This window comes from Asaia astilbis JCM 15831, assembly GCF_000613845.1.
Classification (GTDB): Bacteria; Pseudomonadota; Alphaproteobacteria; order Acetobacterales; family Acetobacteraceae; genus Asaia; species Asaia astilbis.
In genome coordinates, this window is sequence record NZ_BAJT01000001.1 from 244,768 (window position 1) to 262,084 (window position 17,317).

Consider the following 17,317-nt stretch of genomic DNA (forward strand, 5'->3'; position numbering starts at 1 on the left):
CGCCCATGATGACGCTGACCCGTTTTGCTGGCTGGCCGGTAATCGCAGGGGCCGGTCTGGCCGGGCTCACGGCGGCGCTTCACCTCGATCGTCCCTGTGTTGTGTTAAGCCCGACCCCTCTTGGGGACGAGGCTGCCAGCATGTTGGCACAAGGCGGGCTAGCGGCAGCTGTCGGTCACGATGATGACGTCTCGTTGCATATAAAAGACACGCTCGATGCAGGTGACGGGCTGTGCGATGCCAAAGCCGTCGAAGAGATCATTGCAGCAGGTCCCTCTGCTCTGGCGACCCTGCTCGAATGGGGGGTGGCGTTCGACCGCAAGGGAGAAGACGCCCTTGATCTGCACCTGGAAGCCGCGCATTCTCGTGCGCGCATCGCCCATGTGAGAGGGGATAGCAGTGGTGCCGGAATCATGCAGGCCCTCATCGCCCGTGTAAAAGCGCTGCCGCGTATTGTCGTGCTCGAAGGGGTGACGCTGGATCACCTTCATGAGGTTGAGGGAGAGATACGCGGCGTCTGGCTCAACACAGGGCAGTTCATTCCGACAAATTTCTGTATTCTGGCGAGCGGGGGAGCCGGGGCGCTTTATGCCGTGGCAACGAGCCCCGGGAGCAATACGGGACGAGGACTCGCAGCGGCGGCTCGCGCGGGCGCCAGACTGGCCGATATGGAATTCGTCCAGTTTCACCCGACCGCGCTCGATGTCGAGACGGGAGGAGGACGCGCGCCTCTGATCAGCGAGGCCGTGCGCGGTGCGGGTGCGGTGCTGGTGGATGAAACGGGGGGGCGTTTCACCGAGGAGCTTCAATCGCGGGACCGGGTCTCTCGCGCGATTGCCCGACATCGTCTGGACGGACATCGCGTCTTTCTCGATGCGCGAAGCGGCAGGGCGGGGAAGGGCTTGAGACAGCTCTTTTCGCGTCAGTTTCCCGGAATTGCACGGTCCTGCCGAAGCTTTGGTATCGATCCGGATCGGGAGCCGATCCCGGTGCGCCCGGCGGTGCATTACCATATGGGCGGTGTCGCGACAGATCTGCATGGGCGCACCAGCCTCACCGGGCTTTGGGCCTGTGGCGAAGTGGCCTGCACCGGGCTGCACGGGGCCAACAGACTGGCCAGTAATTCTCTGCTCGAAGCCTTCGTCATGGGGCGAGCGGTCGCATGGGACGTCAATAACGCGCCACGCGAGCGCCATTCCTGCCAGAATCCGTCTCGTCCCGCGCGTCTGGGTGCCGCCAGTTTCGGTCAGCGCATGGACCGGGGCGCCGGGATTTTGCGCGATCATGACGGGATCGAAGCATTGCTGGCCAGTCTCGCACCGCTGGCCGAGCGCGACGATCACGCTCTGGTTGGCGCAGCGATCGCCGCCGCTGCCCTGCGTCGTCGCGAAAGCCGGGGGAGCCACTGGCGTCTCGATTGTCAGGAGCCCTCTGCGGTCGGACGTTACCATTTCACCTTGAAAGATATCGGCCTTCAGGAACGGAGCACTGTCTGCGCATGACGTCACTTGTTTCACCTCTCCCCGATCTGATGTGGGAGCCGATCGTTCGGGCAGGGCTTGTCGAGGATTTTGGCGTGGGGGGTGATGCCACAACCCAGGCGATTGCCCGTCCCGGTCAGCGATTACGAGCAGTCTTTCGCGCACGTCACGAAGGTGTGGTGGCCGGCATGAGCGCTGTGCGTCTGGCGTTTTCCCTGCTCGAGCCGCAGGTGGAGTTTACCCTCTTCAAGGACGACGGCAGCCGGATCGTGCCACGCGATATCCTCGCTGAGGTCGAGGGGTATGCCGAGACCATTCTGGGCGGAGAGCGTACAGCCCTCAATCTTCTCTCGCATCTGAGTGGGATCGCGACGGCGACGCGGCAGGTTGTCGATGCGGTGCAGGGCACGAAAGCGCGGATCTGCTGTACGCGCAAAACCCTGCCCGGACTGCGCGCCATCCAGAAATATGCGGTCAAAGCCGGAGGCGGAAGCAATCATCGGTATCGCCTCGATGATGCAATTCTGATCAAGGATAATCATATCGCGCTTTGCGGTGGCGTGGAGGCAGCGCTCCGTGCTGCGAGGAGCCGAGCAGGGCATTTGATGGCGGTCGCACTCGAGGTGGATACGCTCGAACAGCTCAAGGAAGCCATGTCTGGTGGCGGCGCCGATGCCTATCTTCTCGATAACATGGCACCTGCCTTGTTGCGCCAGGCCGTGGAGCTGGTCGATGGGCGTGCCGTGACCGAAGCCTCTGGCGGGATTACGCCAGAAACGGCGCCTGCCATTGCCGCAACGGGTGTGGACGTTTTGTCGCTCGGCTGGCTGACCCATAGTGTCAAGGCGCTCGATATCGGGCTCGACATCGATCTGTGACATGCTGCCTCACTCTGCGGGGGATACGCCCGGAGTGAGGTGATAAAGCCTATGGTCGCAAGGCGGTCAGGTGATTTCTATCCCGGCCCCGACATGCTTCTGGCTCTCCCCACCGAGAGAGCGGGCCATGTCCCTTTCGCTGAGAAAGGCTGATCGGATCGATCGATCACTCAACATGATTTATCGAAATAGGAGATATTCATAACGGAAATGATTCGTTGCGAGATCATTTCGTCTTGTATACGAATGGGCGCTCTCAGTTCACGCTCGACGGGCGGCAGACAGCTTGGCTGGTAACGTTCGGGAGCGACTGAAAGCGTATCAGAATTCGTAAAGATAGGATCCCGCATGACGTCAGGAGTCACCTCGCCACGCTTTATGGCTCTTGCCCGTCTGATGATGTCGACAAGCCTCGTGTCGATCATGACGTTTTCCGGCTCAGCCCTCGCGGCTCAGGCCCAGCCCGGCAAGAAACATCCGGTTGGCGCTCCTCACAAAAGCGCCAAGCCTGTCGAGGCAAAGGGTGAAGAGGAAATCTCTGTCACGACCTCCCGTCAGGCTTTGAATGGCGGTGGAGGCATGATGCGGATCGAACGCGCGCCACGGACCGTGCAGACGGTCGATCATGAATATATCTCGATGCGCAATCCCTCGAGCACGGCGCTCGACCTTATCCAGAATCTGCCGAGTGTCAGTATCAGCACGCCGGATCCTTACGGGATGCAGGGGGGCCAGATTCAGGCCCGTGGTCTGACCGATCTGGACATGGCGCTTCTCGTCGATGGCGCACCGGCGGCTGCGGCGAAATACATCACGGAAAATGTCGATACGGAAAATCTGGAATCCGTTTCCCTGACGCCCGGAAGTTCCGAGACGGCGCTGCCTGTGATGTCGGCAGCGGGCGGCACCATGAATGAACAGACCCATACGCCTGCGAAGAAATTTGGCGGGCTGGTCGATTTCTCTTACGGCACGAATAATCTCTCGCGCGAATTTATTCGTCTCGATACCGGAGAGATCGGACATACCGGCGTGCATGGTTATTTCTCGTTTTCGAATACCCATACGCGCAGCTGGATGGGCGCGGGCATCAATGATCGCCGGCATATCGATTTCGGGCTTAACAAGCTGTGGGAAAACGGCTCTTACGCAAAGACCTTTGTCTCGTGGAACTGGGAAGATTTCACGATTGATAACTATCCGACGGCGCAGCAGTTTTACCGCTACAAGCATACCGGGCAGGGCTACGGCCGGTCAGCGGATTCCAGCAATATCAACTACTGGAAGAACAATACCGATTACTGGAATCAGGTTTTATATCGGCGCCGATCCACATCGTCCTGCCGCATCGCTTTGTGTTCGACCTGCAGGCTTATTACAATCTCGGTCGTGGTTGGGATGCGTCTCCCGGCGGAACGGCGACTCAGGCCGATGGCAGCGTGCGCAATGTGACAAGCTACTTTCTGCAGGGGGCGACCGAGCGTAGAGGGGCTGTTGCCAAGCTCGGTTACGATATCGATCGCCATAATCATGTCGCGGTCGGCTACTGGTACGAAAACAACTATACTGCGCAATCCTACCCGACCAGTTATACGATGGAGAACGGGGCGGCTCCGAGCCCGAACTGGGCTGCGTACCAGATTGCTGCTGGCGATCAGCAGAATGCCGGAACCGAGATCCACAGCCTGTTTATCGAAGACCACGCGAAATATCTGAACGACAGGCTGGATATCCAGGCCGGGTTCAAGTTCGTTATGGCCAATACGTGGAACAAGGATCTCTACGGGCGCATGGTCGTCAATCGTACCGAGCCGCTGCCGCAGCTTTCGGTCGGGTACACGATCGATGAGCACAGCCAGATCTACATGAATGCCGAAGGCGATTATCGTCAGCCGAGCGCGGTCGATCTGGGGTGGCTCTATACCAGCATGCCCATCCCGAAAAATCAGTATTCGATCAAGGAAGAACTCGGTTATCGCTACCACGATGAGCACATCATTCTCGATGCCTCGTTCTTCAACTATAATGTGACCAACCGCATCGTGAACCAGTATCTCGGCATGAACCAGTTCAGGCCGTTCTCGATCGGTAATCAGCATATGCGCGGGTTTGACGCGATGATTTCGGCGCGGCCGATCCACGGTTTCAGCCCCTATGCATCGGTCGAGTATCTGCATGCTGTGCAGGACAGCAATGTGCTCGATCCGTACACCAATACGATGCTGAATTCGAAGGGGACGCAGGCGATCATGGCGCCGCGCGTCCTCGCCAATTTCGGCCTGACCTACAAATATGCGGGCTTTTTCGGCAATGCGAGCCTGCATTATACCGGTCCGCAATCGGTCAGCGTGGCAGGCGACCAGCGCATGCCGGGATTTGTGACCAATACGATCTCACTGGGCTATCGTTTCAAACCGGTCGCTTTGCGCAATCGCCGACGATCAAGCTGAATTTCGCCAATGTTACGGGATCGATCGTTCGTACGGGCGCCATGGGCGCGATCTACAGCGCCAAGGACCCGAGCACGGTCTATAGCGGGAGCCTTAATCCTATACCGGGTATGGAAATTCCTTCATGACCGCCGCCCGGTTTACGATGACGGGCACGGTCTCCACCAGCTTCTGAGTTACGCGTTTCAGGGGGCCTTCGTGCCCCCTGAAACGTCCTGATCTCAGCCGAAGGTGAAGGAGAAGGCCTCGACGCCAGGGCTTATGAATTCGATCTTGAAGACATGGTCGTCTACCGAGTAGCTGGACTGACGCACGAGCTGATAGAGCCGCTGGCCGGTCACCGTGCCGACGCCGTTTGCGTCGCAATCAGTGCCATGCATATCTCCGGGCGGATGACCATCGATCGTCACCTTGAAGGACACAGGGGTGTTGCTCTGGGTGGAGCCCATCACCAGATGCAGGTCCCGCGCATGGAAGCGGTAAGTAATGGATCCATTCGCCTTGTTGAGGCGCGCCGATTCCGGCCCGACCGTCCAGTTTCCGGTAAGGCCCCAGTCACTCAATAGCGGCTTCGTCTCAATGACATACTCGTTCGGCGCGTCCTGAATGGCACCGCCTGTCGAGATGAAATGCGCCGCGCGTGAGTAGCCGATATAGGTTTCAGGGCTGAGATTGGCAGATAGATCGGTCTCGGCCTGTTCTCCGGTGCCCGTGGGATGAACAAGATCGTCCGGCAGGTTCTGGGCCCCGTTCTCACGGAGCATGGACTGGATCAGATGCTCGGAGCGATCGTAATCGCCTTCGCCGAAATGATGCGTCTGCACCTTTCCATCCCCACCGATAAAATAGGCAGCTGGCCAGTATTCGTTGTTAAAGCCGTTCCAGATGGCACGGTCGTTATCGACCGCAACAGGGAAGGTGATGTGGAAACGATCGAGGGCCTTCTTGATGTTATCGACATTCTTCTCGAACGCGAATTCCGGCGCGTGAACGCCAATGATGACCAGTCCGTAAGGTTTGTATTTGGTGGCCCATGCTTCGACATAGGGCAGCTCGCGCAGACAGTTGATACAGGAATAGGTCCAGAAATCGACCAGAACCACCTTACCCTTGAGAGCGTCAGCAGAGAGCGGGGTCGTATTCAGCCACGACGTTGCGCCGGAAAGCGAAGCAAGAGGGGTTGCTCGCGCCTCGCTCGCCCCGAGAGGGGCTGTAGCCAAAAGCGCGAGAGAAACGGTGAGACCGGAATATCGCAAAAACGAGTGCCGCAGGGACATGGAAGCGCCTTGAAAGAGGAAGGCGGCAGTCTTAGCCCCGGCCCGAACCCATCAGGCTCCGGCAGGCTCTGCCGCGAGGAGTTCAGCTAGAACGACGCTCGTGCCACGCTGTTCCAAGCTTTCCGCCATTTCACGAATCTCACGACGATGGTCGTCACTGAGGGTGAAGCTCTCGAACACGATCATTGAAAAGACCGTGTCCCAATTCTTTGCCAGCACGCGTTGATCCGGGCTGATGGACGGCTCGAAAGGCGTGAATATCTCTCCCTGATCGGTACGTCCGCGCAGATAACGGATGAAGCAGGCCAGAACGAAAATCATCCGATCGAGCTGACCGCCCGAGGCGACGAGCTTGTTCCAGCTCGGCGCGAGGAAGACCGGTAATTTGCTGCCACCATCGCCCGTGATACGAGCCAGACGGTCGCCGACATCGGGGTTGCTGAAGCGCGCAATAATCAGGTCGCGATAAGCGGGAAGGGGCATGTCTGCCGGTGCGCTGAGATGAGGAATGACATCGCAGCTCATGAAGCGTTCGACGAGGGCACCGATTTGTTTGTCGGTGATGGCGTCGCGTACGGTCTCGAGCCCGGCGAGCTGACCGGGATAGGCGAGCACCGAATGCGACGCGTTGAGCATCCGCACCTTGGCCAGCTCGTAGGGGTGCACGTCGGGGACGATCTGGGCGCCAACTTTTTCCAGCGCGGGTCGTCCGTTGACGAAGCGATCTTCGATCACCCATTGAGCGAATTCTTCAGAAATGACAGGAAGCCGGTCATGGACGCCACATTCGGCGTTCACGTGATCGGCGTCCTCTTTCAGAACGGCTGGCGTGATGCGATCGACCATCGAGCTGGGGAAGGTCACTTCCTTCTCGATCCATTCTGCAAGGGCGGGGTCGAGGGCGCGGGCGTGGCTCAGAACGGAGCGCTTCGTCACCACGCCGTTGTCGCGCAGATTATCGCAGGACATGACCGTAAACGGCGCAATGCCGGCAGCACGGCGCAGGCGCAGCGCCTCCACGATATAGCCGAACGCGGATTCGGGCTGGCCAGGATTGGCGAGCTCGCGCCTGGTGAGCGCATTGTCCAGGCGGTACTCGCCTGTTGCATGATCCTGATTATAGCCACCCTCGGTGATCGTCATCGAGACGATGCGGGTCTCAGGATTAGACATGCGTGCCAGTACGGCCTGCGGGTCAGCCGGAGCGAACAGATAATCGAGCATCGAGCCGATCACCTGATGGCGTTTGCTGCCATCCGGGGCATAGCGCGTCAGGGTGTAGAGATTGTCCTGAGCGGGAAATGCCTCGAGCTTGAGACGCTCGGTTGCATCGTCGATCAGCCGACGCCGCAAAAGGCCCAGCCTTCATTGCCAGGGTGCTCCAGAAGCCGGTCCACATACCAGCATTGATGGGCGCGATGAAAATTCCCGACGCTCAGATGAACGATCCCGGCTTTCAGGGAGGCGCGATCATAGGCAAAAACCTCGACGCTGGCAGGGAGGGTCGAGAGAGTTTTTGAGGAGAGAGCGATCATGGGCTGTCCTGAAGGATCACAAGGCTTGGAGAGGGAGAAACGAGGGTCCGAGGAGCGGGCTCCATCGGAACAGGAGGTGTGAAGTGCAGCGCGCGGGGAGATGTGGCGGTTCCCCTCGGAGGCTCAAGGCCTAAAAGCCAAGTCTTCTGGCACTATTTGGTGAAGAGGCTTAACTCTGCGTCATGCAGTCACCCCAAACCATCGCCGTGATCGGCGCCGGGCCCGCCGGTCTTGCCGCAGCAGAGAGCCTCTCCGCTGAAGGGCACGATGTCGTTGTCTACGATCAGATGCCCAGCCGGCGCGCAAGTTTCTGATGGCAGGTCGGAGTGGTCTGAATCTGACCCATGCAGAGGATCTCGACAGTTTTCTGTCTCGATACGGAGAGGCTACGGCGTGGCTCGCGCCTTTGGTGCGTCGGTTCCCGCCTCAGGCGCTTCGTCACTGGGCGGAGGAACTGGGGCAGCCCTGCTTTACCGGCACAAGTGGCCGCGTTTTTCCTCAGGCCATGAAGGCTTCTCCCTTGCTGCGCGCCTGGCTTGCGCGGCTATCTGTCCAGAAGGTGCGCTTTGCGCTGCGTCATCGGTGGCTGGGCTGGAGTGAGGCAGGGGCGCTTCGTTTTCTGACGACAGAAGGCGAGAGAGAGATCCGTGCCGATGCTGTTGTGCTGGCGTTGGGCGGCGCGTCATGGCCGCGTCTTGGGAGCGATGGTGACTGGGCCGGCTTCGTGCCGCCCGACGCTGTTGCGCGGCTCAGACCCGCTAATTGTGGTTTTCTGACAGCGCTCTCTCCCGCCTTTCATGAGCAGTTTCAGGGTGAGGTGCTGCATTCGGTCACGCTGAGTGGCGCGGGTCAGAAGGCTCGGGGTGATGTCACGATCACTCGGCAGGGGATCGAGGGCGCGCCGGTCTATCGCTTATCGGCCTGCTGGCGCGAGGCGCTGCTTCGGGACGGGCGGCTGGAGATTTCGATCGATCTGCGTCCGGGCGTGACGCCTGACGCGCTGCTCACAAGGCTCGAGAGCTTTCGTGCGCGGGAGAGTCAGTCCAACAGATTGCGTCGTCTGGGGCTCTCTCCCGCCGCACGATGGCTCCTGCGAGAGAACACAGCGCCCAATGTGACCCCGCAAGAGCTTGTGCGGGAGATCAAGGCCTGTTCCGTTATCCTGACCGCACCGGACTCACTGGCTCGTGCCATCTCGACGGCAGGCGGTATCCGATACGATGCGCTCGATCATGGCCTGATGCTGAAACACCGTCCTGGCGTGTTTGTGGCGGGCGAAATGCTGGACTGGGAGGCTCCGACAGGCGGGTATCTGCTTCAGGCCTGTTTCGCGACCGGGCGCGCCGCAGCGGACGGGGTCAGGGCTTGGCTGGTCAAGGGCAGCGATCAGCCGGGTAATGGCTGACTTTGGGGGCAAGGTGCGCTAGGGACACCCCATGAGCGTATCCATCACCATGGGCCGTGGCCGAGACGGCGCGGATGTCCAGCTAGACCTGACAGAACTCCTTGCAACCCGCCTGCTCGTTCAGGGAAATTCGGGCTCGGGGAAGTCGCATCTTTTGCGTCGTCTTCTGGAGCAGACAGCCACTCTCATTCAGCAGGTCATCATCGATCCCGAAGGTGATTTCGTTACGCTCGCCGAGAAATACGGCCATCTGGTGATCGATGCGTCAGAGCAGACAGAGGCTACGCTGAGAGCGGCTGGCGAGCGGGCTCGTGCCCATAGGGCATCTGTGGTGCTCAATCTGGAATCGGTCGAGGCCGAGATGCAGCTGCGCGCTGCCGGCTCATTCCTGAACGGGATGTTCGAAGCACCGCGTGCTCATTGGTACCCGGTGCTTGTGGTGGTGGACGAAGCGCAGCTTTTTGCCCCGGTCGCAGGCGGCGATACGTCTGATGAGGCCCGTCGTCTCTCTCTGGGGGCCATGACCAATCTGATGTGCCGTGGTCGAAAGCGCGGCCTTGCCGGTGTGATTGCGACACAGAGACTGGCAAAGCTCGCCAAGAATGTTGCAGCCGAAGCCTCGAATTTTCTTATGGGGCGCACGTTTCTCGATATCGACATGCTGCGTGCGGCCGATCTTCTGGGAATGGAGCGGCGGACGGCAGAAGGATTTCGCGATCTGGCGCGCGGGCAGTTCATGGCGCTCGGCCCTGCCTTAAGCCGCAGGCCGCTGATGGTGTCGATCGGTTCGGTCGAGACAGCAAGCCATGCCAATGGGCCGCTCCTGACCCCGTTCGAAGCACGTCCTGCGGAAGACAATTACAGCCTGATCCTCGAGCCCGTGGTTGAAGCGGCTCCTCGGCCAAGAGAGCGCCGGGCACCAGCGCCCGATCTTCTCGCTCAGCTCGATGCCTATTCGGCGGCTGCTCCGGTGGAGGACGTTATTGCTTCCGTCGAAGCGGCTCCCGACCTTCTCTGGCGTCTGACAGAGGCCGTCGTTGCAGAGACTGACTCGGCCTATCGTCCGCTGGCAACGCTCTACCAGGATTTCCAGCTCAGAGCGCGTATCGAGAGGCTTGACCGCGACGTGCTTGATCTGGCGGCATTTCGTCTGTTGCTTGCAAGCGTGCGTTCGGGTTCGACATTCGAGCAGACGCGGGAAGAGAGCTGGGAGCAGGCGCTGGAGATCGCCCGTGCGGTGCCGGAAGACGTTCAGGGTGTTGTGCTGCTTCTCGCGCGCGCGGCTCTCGATGGCGCCTCCTGCCCAGGTGACGAGGCGATCGCCGAGGCTTATGGCACCCATTCACTAGGCCGTGCACGCCGTCAACTTGCCTATCTCGAAGAGCGTCAGATCATTGTCGTTCAGGATATGCCAGCGGGTCGGCGCATCGCCTTTATCGGGCATGGCTGGCAGACCAGCTGAGGACTGCAACCGGCCAGCAGGGCTTGTCGTTGCATGGCAGTCTCTGCTGGTTTGGAAGAAATTATGACAAACGATGAACTGATTGCTCTGGTCGCGCTTAATGGTCCCGATGCCACCTACGACGCCCGGCTCTCCGGCTACGATATTACGGTGCCGGTGCAGATTCAGGGGGGCGATGGACATCACGTCATCAAGCATCTCGTCAAGCCCATGTTTTTTTCAGGCGCGATGATCATTGACGTCAAACTTCTGAATGCCGACGCCCGTCATCATGAATGAGGGCCCGGCAGTTTAACGGGGAGCCGTATGGCCGAAGAACACAGGAAGGTGCTGCCCGGAGCTTTGGCAGCCCTTGGTATCGTTTTTGGTGATATCGGCACCAGTCCGCTTTACACCCTGCAGACCGTCCTGAGCGACACGGGGTCTACCGACAGAACCACGCTTCTAGGTGGGTTCTCCCTTCTGGTCTGGACCATGATAACGGTGGTCGCGCTCAAATATGCGACGCTTGTCATGCGCGCCGATAACAAGGGCGAAGGTGGCATTCTTGCGCTCTTCTCGCTGGTTGGTCGATCCTTCGGCAAACATTGGTACACGAAGGGCACGTTGCTTGCTGCTGCGGGTCTTTTCGGTGCCGCTCTGCTCTATGGCGATGGCGCGATCACACCGGCTATTTCGGTTCTGAGTGCGGTAGAAGGGATCGGGATCGTCACCAAATCCCTCCAACCCTATATCCTGCCGGTTGCCGCCGTTATCCTGTTTGCGATCTTTGCTATCCAGCCTCTGGGTACAGCGCGGATCAGCGCGGTATTCGGCCCGATCATGCTGCTCTGGTTTCTTGCTCTTGGCGGGATCGGTCTAAGTTCGCTCCTGCATGATCCTTCTGTACTCGTTGGACTGAACCCGTTCTACGGTCTGCATTTTCTCTATGAGCATGGTGCCAATAGTCTGGTGATTCTGGGGGCGGTCTTTTTGTCCGTCACCGGTGCAGAAGCGCTTTATGCTGATATGAGCCATGTCGGACGTCCAAGCGTCCGTCTGGCTCTGGCCGCGATCGTTCTGCCGATGTTGATTCTGAGCTATGCGGGGCAGACGGCCTTTCTGGTCAGTCATCCACAGGTCAAGGATAATCCCTTTTTCGCAACCATGCCGCACGGGCTGGTTTTGCCGATGGTCGTGCTGGCGACTTTTGCAACAATTATTGCGAGCCAGGCCATTATCACGGGGGCGTTCACCCTGACGCGTCAGGCGATGCAGCTTGGCTGGTTTCCAAGCCTCAATATCCGCCAGACTTCGGATAGTGAGTACGGCCAGATTTATGTTCCGGTCGTGAACTGGCTGCTGATGGTCGTGACCTTGCTCATTGCTTTCAGCTTCAAGAGTTCTGACGCGTTGTCAGGGGCCTACGGCACTGCGGTTTCGACCACCATGCTCATGACGACGCTGTTGATCTTCGATGTTATGCGCGAGCGCTGGAAATGGGCCCTCTGGAAGGCTCTGCCCATCGCATTTTGCTTCTTCGTGGTCGATATCGCGTTTTTTGTCGCCAATCTGCTCAAGATCGACAAGGGCGGTTATGTGCCTCTGCTGATCGGGTTGCTGATCTACGTCATCATGACGACGTGGCATCGCGGCACGATCTTGCTCCGTGCCGGGCTCGCGCCTCTGGGCGAGCGCACAGACAAGGTGCGGCAGAAACTGCGCGATGGACAGTTGATCCGCACCCCGGGGGCTGCCGTTTTCCTCTCTCGCTACGAGAGCGCCCTGCCGCCAATCGTCATGCGCCATGTTGCCGATTTTCAGTGTCTGCCCGAGCAGGTTGTGGCGCTGAACGTGAAGTTCGATACCGTGCCCCGTATTCCTGCCGATGAGCGCATGACAGTGAAGGATCTGGGCGAAGGGCTCTGGCAGATCAATGTGACCTTCGGGTTTGTCGAGATCCCCAATCTTTATTACGTGCTCCGTCAGGCGCAGGAGCAGGGTTGTACGATCGATCTGGACAAGGTGGTCTTCTTTGCCGGTGATGACGACGTCGTTCCTGACCTGAAGAAGCCCAAAATGGTAGAGCCGCGCCGAATCCTGTTCGGCTTCCTGTATCGTAACGCGGTGCGGGCTTCAGACAGATTTACCCTGCCTCGTGAGCGTCTGGTCGAGATCGGACATCAGGTCGAGATCTGATTCCGGCGTCGTTGCATAATTGTATCTCTGGCGTTTCCTCCCGAATGGGGGAGGGATGTCTTGTTAAGGAAATTCCTCATGCGTCTTCTTCTTGGTCTTCCCTTGATCGCGATGGCTCTGGCCGCGCCGCTTGCCCATGCCGAGCCTGGCGGGTGTCTGAAATATGGGGCTGCGGGTGCGGTTGGCGGTCATCTGGTGAAGCATGGCGTGCTCGGTGCGATGGGCGGTTGTGCAACAGGCATGTACAAGCGTCACGAATACCGCAAGGAAGCCCGTGAAAAGGCTGCGCTCTACGACAAGGAGCATCCGGGCGCGAAGGGCAGCTATGAAGAGAAAGCGACGGCATACGACGTCGAGCATTCCACTCAACCGGGTAAATCGGACTCCGCCTCGAAAGACTAAGGCCACCCTGTCTCTGACTGAAATGTCCTCACCTGACCTCGGTCGGTGAGGGCCAAATCTTAAGATTTGGCAAAGATCGATGTAACACATTGTATCTCGTGTCAAACTATGACAAGCGGTGCAGATCTCTCATCACGAGTCAGATCGGCTGTCTTTCATGTCTGTCATTTCTCTTGCTGAAAGGCAGTCGTTTCGACCCGCCCCAGGCTCTATCGGTGTTGTTCTGCGTGACTTCCGACTTGGCGGGAGTGAACGTGTCGCGATTGGCCTCGCCAATTACTGGTCCTCGCGGGGGATTGAGGTCACGCTGGTGGTTGGACGCCTCGAGGGCCCCTTGTCAGCATTGGTTGATCGCTCGATCAGGATTGTCGATCTGGGACTGAAGCCGAGGCTAGGGGACAAGCGTCTTGCCTGGTCTCTGGCATTTGGCGCGCGTCGGGTCTTTTGTAATAAACCCGTCGATGCCTGTTACATTCCGGGGAATAGCCACTGGCCGGTCGTGCCGTTGCTGAAAACGCTTCCCCCTGCATGTGCCCCCCGGATTGTTGCTCAGGTAAGTTCGCCCGTATGCCGCGCCAATCGCTCGCGTCTGGCTCAGCGGGTGTACGACTGGCGGATGCGCTGGCTGCTGAAGCAGGCGGACACCATCACCACGCTGAGTGATACTCTTGCGCGTGAAACGCGCGACATTGTCGGATGCGCTCGGGTCGAAGTTGTGCCGCTTCCTGCCTTGTGGGACGAGGGACGACGCAGCCCCGTGCCGGATGGCTGCAAAACCATCCTTGCGGCGGGGCGCCTCGTGCGGATCAAGGGTTTTGACCTGCTCATCAAAGCGTTTCGCGGTGTCGCGAGCGCCGACCCCGACGCCAGTCTGACGATCTGCGGAGATGGGCCGGAGCGCAGCACGCTTGAGGCGTTAGTCAGCGCGCTCGATCTCAGCGGAAGGGTCACTTTTACCGGTTACGTTCCCAGTATTCGCCCTTTTCTCGATCAGGCGCGTCTCTTCGTTCTCTCGTCACATTGCGAGAGTTTCGGTGCGGTGCTTCTCGAAGCGCTTGCTGCCGGGCGTCAGGTCGTTTCAACCCGGTGCTCTCCCGCCGTAGAGAGTCTGATGACGAGCCCCCTGACTGGTCTCATTGTGCCGACCAGGGATGAGGCGGCTCTGGCAGAGGCCTTGTCGGCTCTTCTGGCCGAGACACCGCCCGAGGGTGCGGAGCTGGCCCGGCTCGTCGCCCCTTTCCATGTGTCGCACGGGGGCGAGGTTTTTCTTGCGCTGATGCAGCGCGAAACAGGTTCTCGTGCCTGGAGGCAGCCTGTTCTGCGTGCAGCCCTTTGACAAACACGATCTCGCACGGTCTGGTTGTCCTCTATGGCTTCTAAACCACGCTCGGCACTCCACCGTATCTTCAGCAATACCGGCTTTCTGATTTCCAGTCGGATTATCAACGCCATTTGCAGCTTTGCCTATGTGGCCTGGGCTGTGCATGCGCTTGGACTGAAGAGCTTCGGTGTTCTTCTGCTGATCACGACTTTTGTCATGCTGGTCTCGGACATGACGCATCTGCAGTCGTGGCAGACCTTGTTGCACTATGGAACCGCCTCCTTCGAGGCGAGAGACAAGCGTCGTTTCATGCCAATACTCGGCTATTGTATCCGCTCGGATATGATCAGTGCCTGTGTCGGTCTGATCGCGGGGGTCGTGGCGATCACTTTGGGGGGCACGCATCTCCTGGGGTGGTCCGAACCGGTGAAGCGGGACGCAAGCTGGATGATGCTCACCGCTGCGGTCATGAATACGGGATGGTCGACAGGACTGATCAGACTATGCAACCGGTTCGGTCTGGCGGCACTTTTCGACTTCGCATCGACCTGTGTGCGGACGCTGGGATATCTGATTGGCGATCTCTGTCACGCCTCGCTGGAATTTTTCCTGCTCGTCTGGTTTTTGCATCAGTTCGCCCTGTTCATCCTGTCGAGCCTGGGCGGTCTGGTGTTGTTGCGGCGTCAAATGGGCAAAGACACGCGGCTTCTCCCTTGTCTGCTGGCACCTTCGGAAATCTCCGGGATCTGGGGCTTCACTCTCAGAGTCAGCGTGAATCAGGTTCTCGATGCTGTTTTCAGGCAGGGAGGCACGTTGATTATCGGTGCTCTTCTGGGTGCTCGGGACGTGGCCATTTATCGTGTCACAAAGCAGATCTGCGATGGTCTCGCCAAACCCGCTCAAATGATGATCCCGAGCCTCTACCCCGAATTTGTCCGTTTTCGGGATAGTCAGAACTGGCAGGAATTGCGGCATGTTGCGCGTAAACTGACGCTTGTGATTATCGGCTTTTCAGCCTCGCGATGCTGGTAGCGTTGTTTGGCGGAAAAACGATCGTGACTCTCATGCTGCATCACAGTTTCGATTATGAGCTCGTGATTATTCTGCTCATGGTCTGCAGTGCCCTGCTCGAGGTGTGCATTATCCCACTCGAGACCTTGTTGACGGTAATGGGGCGTCTCGCCGTTATTCTCAGATATCGTCTCGGGGTGATCGCTCTGTATTTCGTGATCCTCGCCGGATTGCTGAGGCTTTGCGGCGTTATCGGTGCAGCTCTTGCGAGCGTCATATGTTCGGCGCTGATCTTCGGACTCTGTCTCGCTTTTGCAGCGCGGTGGATTTCACCGAGAGCCGCAGCCCGTCACACTGATCTCTGAGGTAGAGCGAAGCAGGATCGGGCGGAACATCTGCTTTTGGATGCACGTTAACGCCACGGCCTGACTTACTGAGGAGTAGGGCCTGAATTTCGACCCGAGAGCACTTTCGAAACGGTTCAATTCCCCGATTATCCGGCACTTCGACATACTTGTCGTCGGTTCACGATGATCTATCTGGGAGGCTGGTTGTTCCGGATTTCGTCACGAGGCGCTCGATCGGATAATGAGGGATGACCGTATAAAGTGACTGCGCAACAGGCGGGAAAAAATCAGGCCAGATCGACCGGTCAGCAAGGGGTCTCGGCCGCGAGCATTACCGGGCTCGATGCGACGAATTTCTTTCTGGCTGACGTTCAGGGAGGCGTCGGGCCATACCTGACCGTCTATCTCTCTGGAGTGCGTCACTGGCAGGCCGGTCCGATTGGCGTGGCCATGGCTCTGGCAGGTTTTGCCGCGGCTTTTTGTCAGATCCCGGCTGGTCTGCTTGTTGATTCGACCCGCCATAAACGTGCGTTGGTGGTGGGGGCGGCGCTCGTAACCGCTCTGGCGTGTCTTCTCGTTGTGTCCGTGTCGGGGATGGCGCCTGTTCTGGCGGCGCAACTCATGATGGGGGCTGCGACGGCTGTGCTTCCCCCTGCGCTCGCGGCGATTTCGCTTGGGCTTGTCGGGCGCAAAAAACTGCCGGGGCGCATCAGTCGCAATCAGGGGATCAATCATTGCGGGTCTTTTGTCGCCGCTTTGCTTGCCGGCCTTTGCGGGCACTATTGGGGGCTGAACTGGATCTTCTATCTCGTCTGCGGGTCAGCCCTCGCTAGTGCGTTGGCCCAGTTGCTGATCCGTCCCAACGAGATCGATCAGAGAATAGCGCGTGGCAGCGAGGATGATTCCGATGATCCGCCTGTCGCGATCGGGCGATTGATGACGCGACGCCCGGTCTGGGTTTTTCTGTCAGCGATCATTCTTTTCCATCTGGGCAATGCCGCCATGCTGCCTTTCGCCGGGCAGGTCATGGCCAAAAGCCATCCGGGCGCCGAAGCGATCACGCTAAGCGTCTGCGTTATTGTCGCTCAGTTTGTCATGATGATTGTTGCCTGGGGTGTCGGGCGCATGATGGCGCACGGGGTGGGGCGTAAACCCATCTTCCTGTTGGCTTATGCGATCCTGCCCTTGCGTGGCTTGCTCTTTGCCTGGTTTACAGCCCCTTCAGCGATCGTGGCCATTCAGATACTGGACGGAATCGCTGCGGGTATTTTTGGCGTTATCGCCATTATCATAGCCTCCGACCTGACGCGCGGCACAGGACGTTTCAACTTTCTTCAGGGCATGGTGGCACTGAGCGTCGGCATCGGCGGCGGGCTCAGCAATCTTCTTGGCGGGTATATCGTCCAGAGTGAGGGATATCATGTCGGGTTCTTGTGTCTGACCGCTGTGGCCGTTCTGGCTTTCTTCTTTTTTCTGACGCTGATGCCCGAGACGCAGGATGCTGAGGGGCGCGAGCAAGACGCGCCTCGGGCTGCTTAAGGCCACCGGGATAGAAGAGGCGCCTCTTCGA

The 17,317-nt window shown here is 59.0% G+C and carries 15 protein-coding genes and 1 pseudogene; 13 read left to right on the forward strand and 3 right to left on the reverse strand.

Annotation, left to right across the window (positions count from 1 at the left end):
* Positions 1 to 5: 5 nt before the first annotated feature.
* From JCM15831_RS01145 to JCM15831_RS15645, 3 genes and pseudogenes are all read left to right on the forward strand, one after another.
* On the forward strand, positions 6 to 1,502 hold the full coding sequence (locus tag JCM15831_RS01145; RefSeq protein ID WP_198024208.1) for an L-aspartate oxidase: 1,497 nt from the start codon (positions 6 to 8) through the stop codon (positions 1,500 to 1,502).
* Positions 1,499 to 2,359: a carboxylating nicotinate-nucleotide diphosphorylase gene (gene nadC / locus JCM15831_RS01150; RefSeq protein WP_025822116.1), complete on the forward strand. Its 861-nt coding sequence runs from the start codon at positions 1,499 to 1,501 to the stop codon at positions 2,357 to 2,359. Before JCM15831_RS01145 ends, nadC begins: the two co-directional genes overlap by 4 nt.
* A gap of 423 nt (positions 2,360 to 2,782) precedes the next feature.
* Positions 2,783 to 4,984, forward strand: a pseudogene (locus JCM15831_RS15645) (TonB-dependent receptor).
* A gap of 46 nt (positions 4,985 to 5,030) precedes the next feature.
* Here JCM15831_RS15645 and JCM15831_RS01160 read toward each other — a convergent pair.
* Genes JCM15831_RS01160 through JCM15831_RS23180 form a run of 3 tightly spaced genes read right to left on the reverse strand, consistent with a single transcriptional unit; the run spans position 5,031 to position 7,621 of the window.
* Complete coding sequence (locus tag JCM15831_RS01160; protein WP_025822117.1) at positions 5,031 to 6,086, reverse strand: redoxin domain-containing protein; 1,056 nt, start codon at positions 6,084 to 6,086, stop codon at positions 5,031 to 5,033.
* A gap of 51 nt (positions 6,087 to 6,137) precedes the next feature.
* On the reverse strand, positions 6,138 to 7,439 hold the full coding sequence (locus JCM15831_RS23175; protein WP_051528224.1) for a mannitol dehydrogenase family protein: 1,302 nt from the start codon (positions 7,437 to 7,439) through the stop codon (positions 6,138 to 6,140).
* The gene (locus JCM15831_RS23180; protein WP_051528225.1) at positions 7,424 to 7,621 is read right to left on the reverse strand and encodes a hypothetical protein; all 198 of its coding nucleotides are present in this window, start codon (positions 7,619 to 7,621) and stop codon (positions 7,424 to 7,426) included. Before JCM15831_RS23180 ends, JCM15831_RS23175 begins: the two co-directional genes overlap by 16 nt.
* Positions 7,622 to 7,803: 182 nt before the next feature.
* Between JCM15831_RS23180 and JCM15831_RS23790 the strand changes: the two genes are divergently transcribed.
* The 10 genes from JCM15831_RS23790 (at position 7,804) to JCM15831_RS01205 (ending at position 17,286) form a co-directional block, all read left to right on the forward strand.
* Positions 7,804 to 7,935: an NAD(P)-binding protein gene (locus tag JCM15831_RS23790; protein WP_373277592.1), complete on the forward strand. Its 132-nt coding sequence runs from the start codon at positions 7,804 to 7,806 to the stop codon at positions 7,933 to 7,935.
* Complete coding sequence (locus JCM15831_RS15655; protein WP_373277593.1) at positions 7,935 to 9,026, forward strand: TIGR03862 family flavoprotein; 1,092 nt, start codon at positions 7,935 to 7,937, stop codon at positions 9,024 to 9,026. Before JCM15831_RS23790 ends, JCM15831_RS15655 begins: the two co-directional genes overlap by 1 nt.
* Positions 9,027 to 9,057: 31 nt before the next feature.
* Positions 9,058 to 10,488 (forward strand): ATP-binding protein, encoded by a 1,431-nt coding sequence (locus JCM15831_RS01175; protein ID WP_025822118.1) that lies wholly within the window; start codon positions 9,058 to 9,060, stop codon positions 10,486 to 10,488.
* 63 nt (positions 10,489 to 10,551) lie between these two features.
* Positions 10,552 to 10,767, forward strand: a complete 216-nt coding sequence (locus JCM15831_RS01180) for a hypothetical protein (RefSeq protein ID WP_156938678.1) — start codon at positions 10,552 to 10,554, stop codon at positions 10,765 to 10,767.
* Between the two features lie 27 nt (positions 10,768 to 10,794).
* A complete protein-coding gene (locus tag JCM15831_RS01185) occupies positions 10,795 to 12,666 on the forward strand; it encodes a potassium transporter Kup (protein ID WP_025822122.1) in 1,872 nt (623 codons plus the stop codon).
* A gap of 78 nt (positions 12,667 to 12,744) precedes the next feature.
* Complete coding sequence (locus JCM15831_RS01190; RefSeq protein WP_025822124.1) at positions 12,745 to 13,068, forward strand: hypothetical protein; 324 nt, start codon at positions 12,745 to 12,747, stop codon at positions 13,066 to 13,068.
* A gap of 157 nt (positions 13,069 to 13,225) precedes the next feature.
* A complete protein-coding gene (locus JCM15831_RS01195; protein WP_156938679.1) occupies positions 13,226 to 14,404 on the forward strand; it encodes a glycosyltransferase in 1,179 nt (392 codons plus the stop codon).
* Between the two features lie 33 nt (positions 14,405 to 14,437).
* On the forward strand, positions 14,438 to 15,421 hold the full coding sequence (locus tag JCM15831_RS15660; protein ID WP_051528226.1) for a lipopolysaccharide biosynthesis protein: 984 nt from the start codon (positions 14,438 to 14,440) through the stop codon (positions 15,419 to 15,421).
* A gap of 23 nt (positions 15,422 to 15,444) precedes the next feature.
* On the forward strand, positions 15,445 to 15,765 hold the full coding sequence (locus tag JCM15831_RS19785; RefSeq protein ID WP_156938680.1) for a hypothetical protein: 321 nt from the start codon (positions 15,445 to 15,447) through the stop codon (positions 15,763 to 15,765).
* Between the two features lie 243 nt (positions 15,766 to 16,008).
* Positions 16,009 to 17,286 (forward strand): MFS transporter, encoded by a 1,278-nt coding sequence (locus tag JCM15831_RS01205; RefSeq protein ID WP_025822127.1) that lies wholly within the window; start codon positions 16,009 to 16,011, stop codon positions 17,284 to 17,286.
* The last annotated feature ends 31 nt before the right edge of the window (positions 17,287 to 17,317 follow it).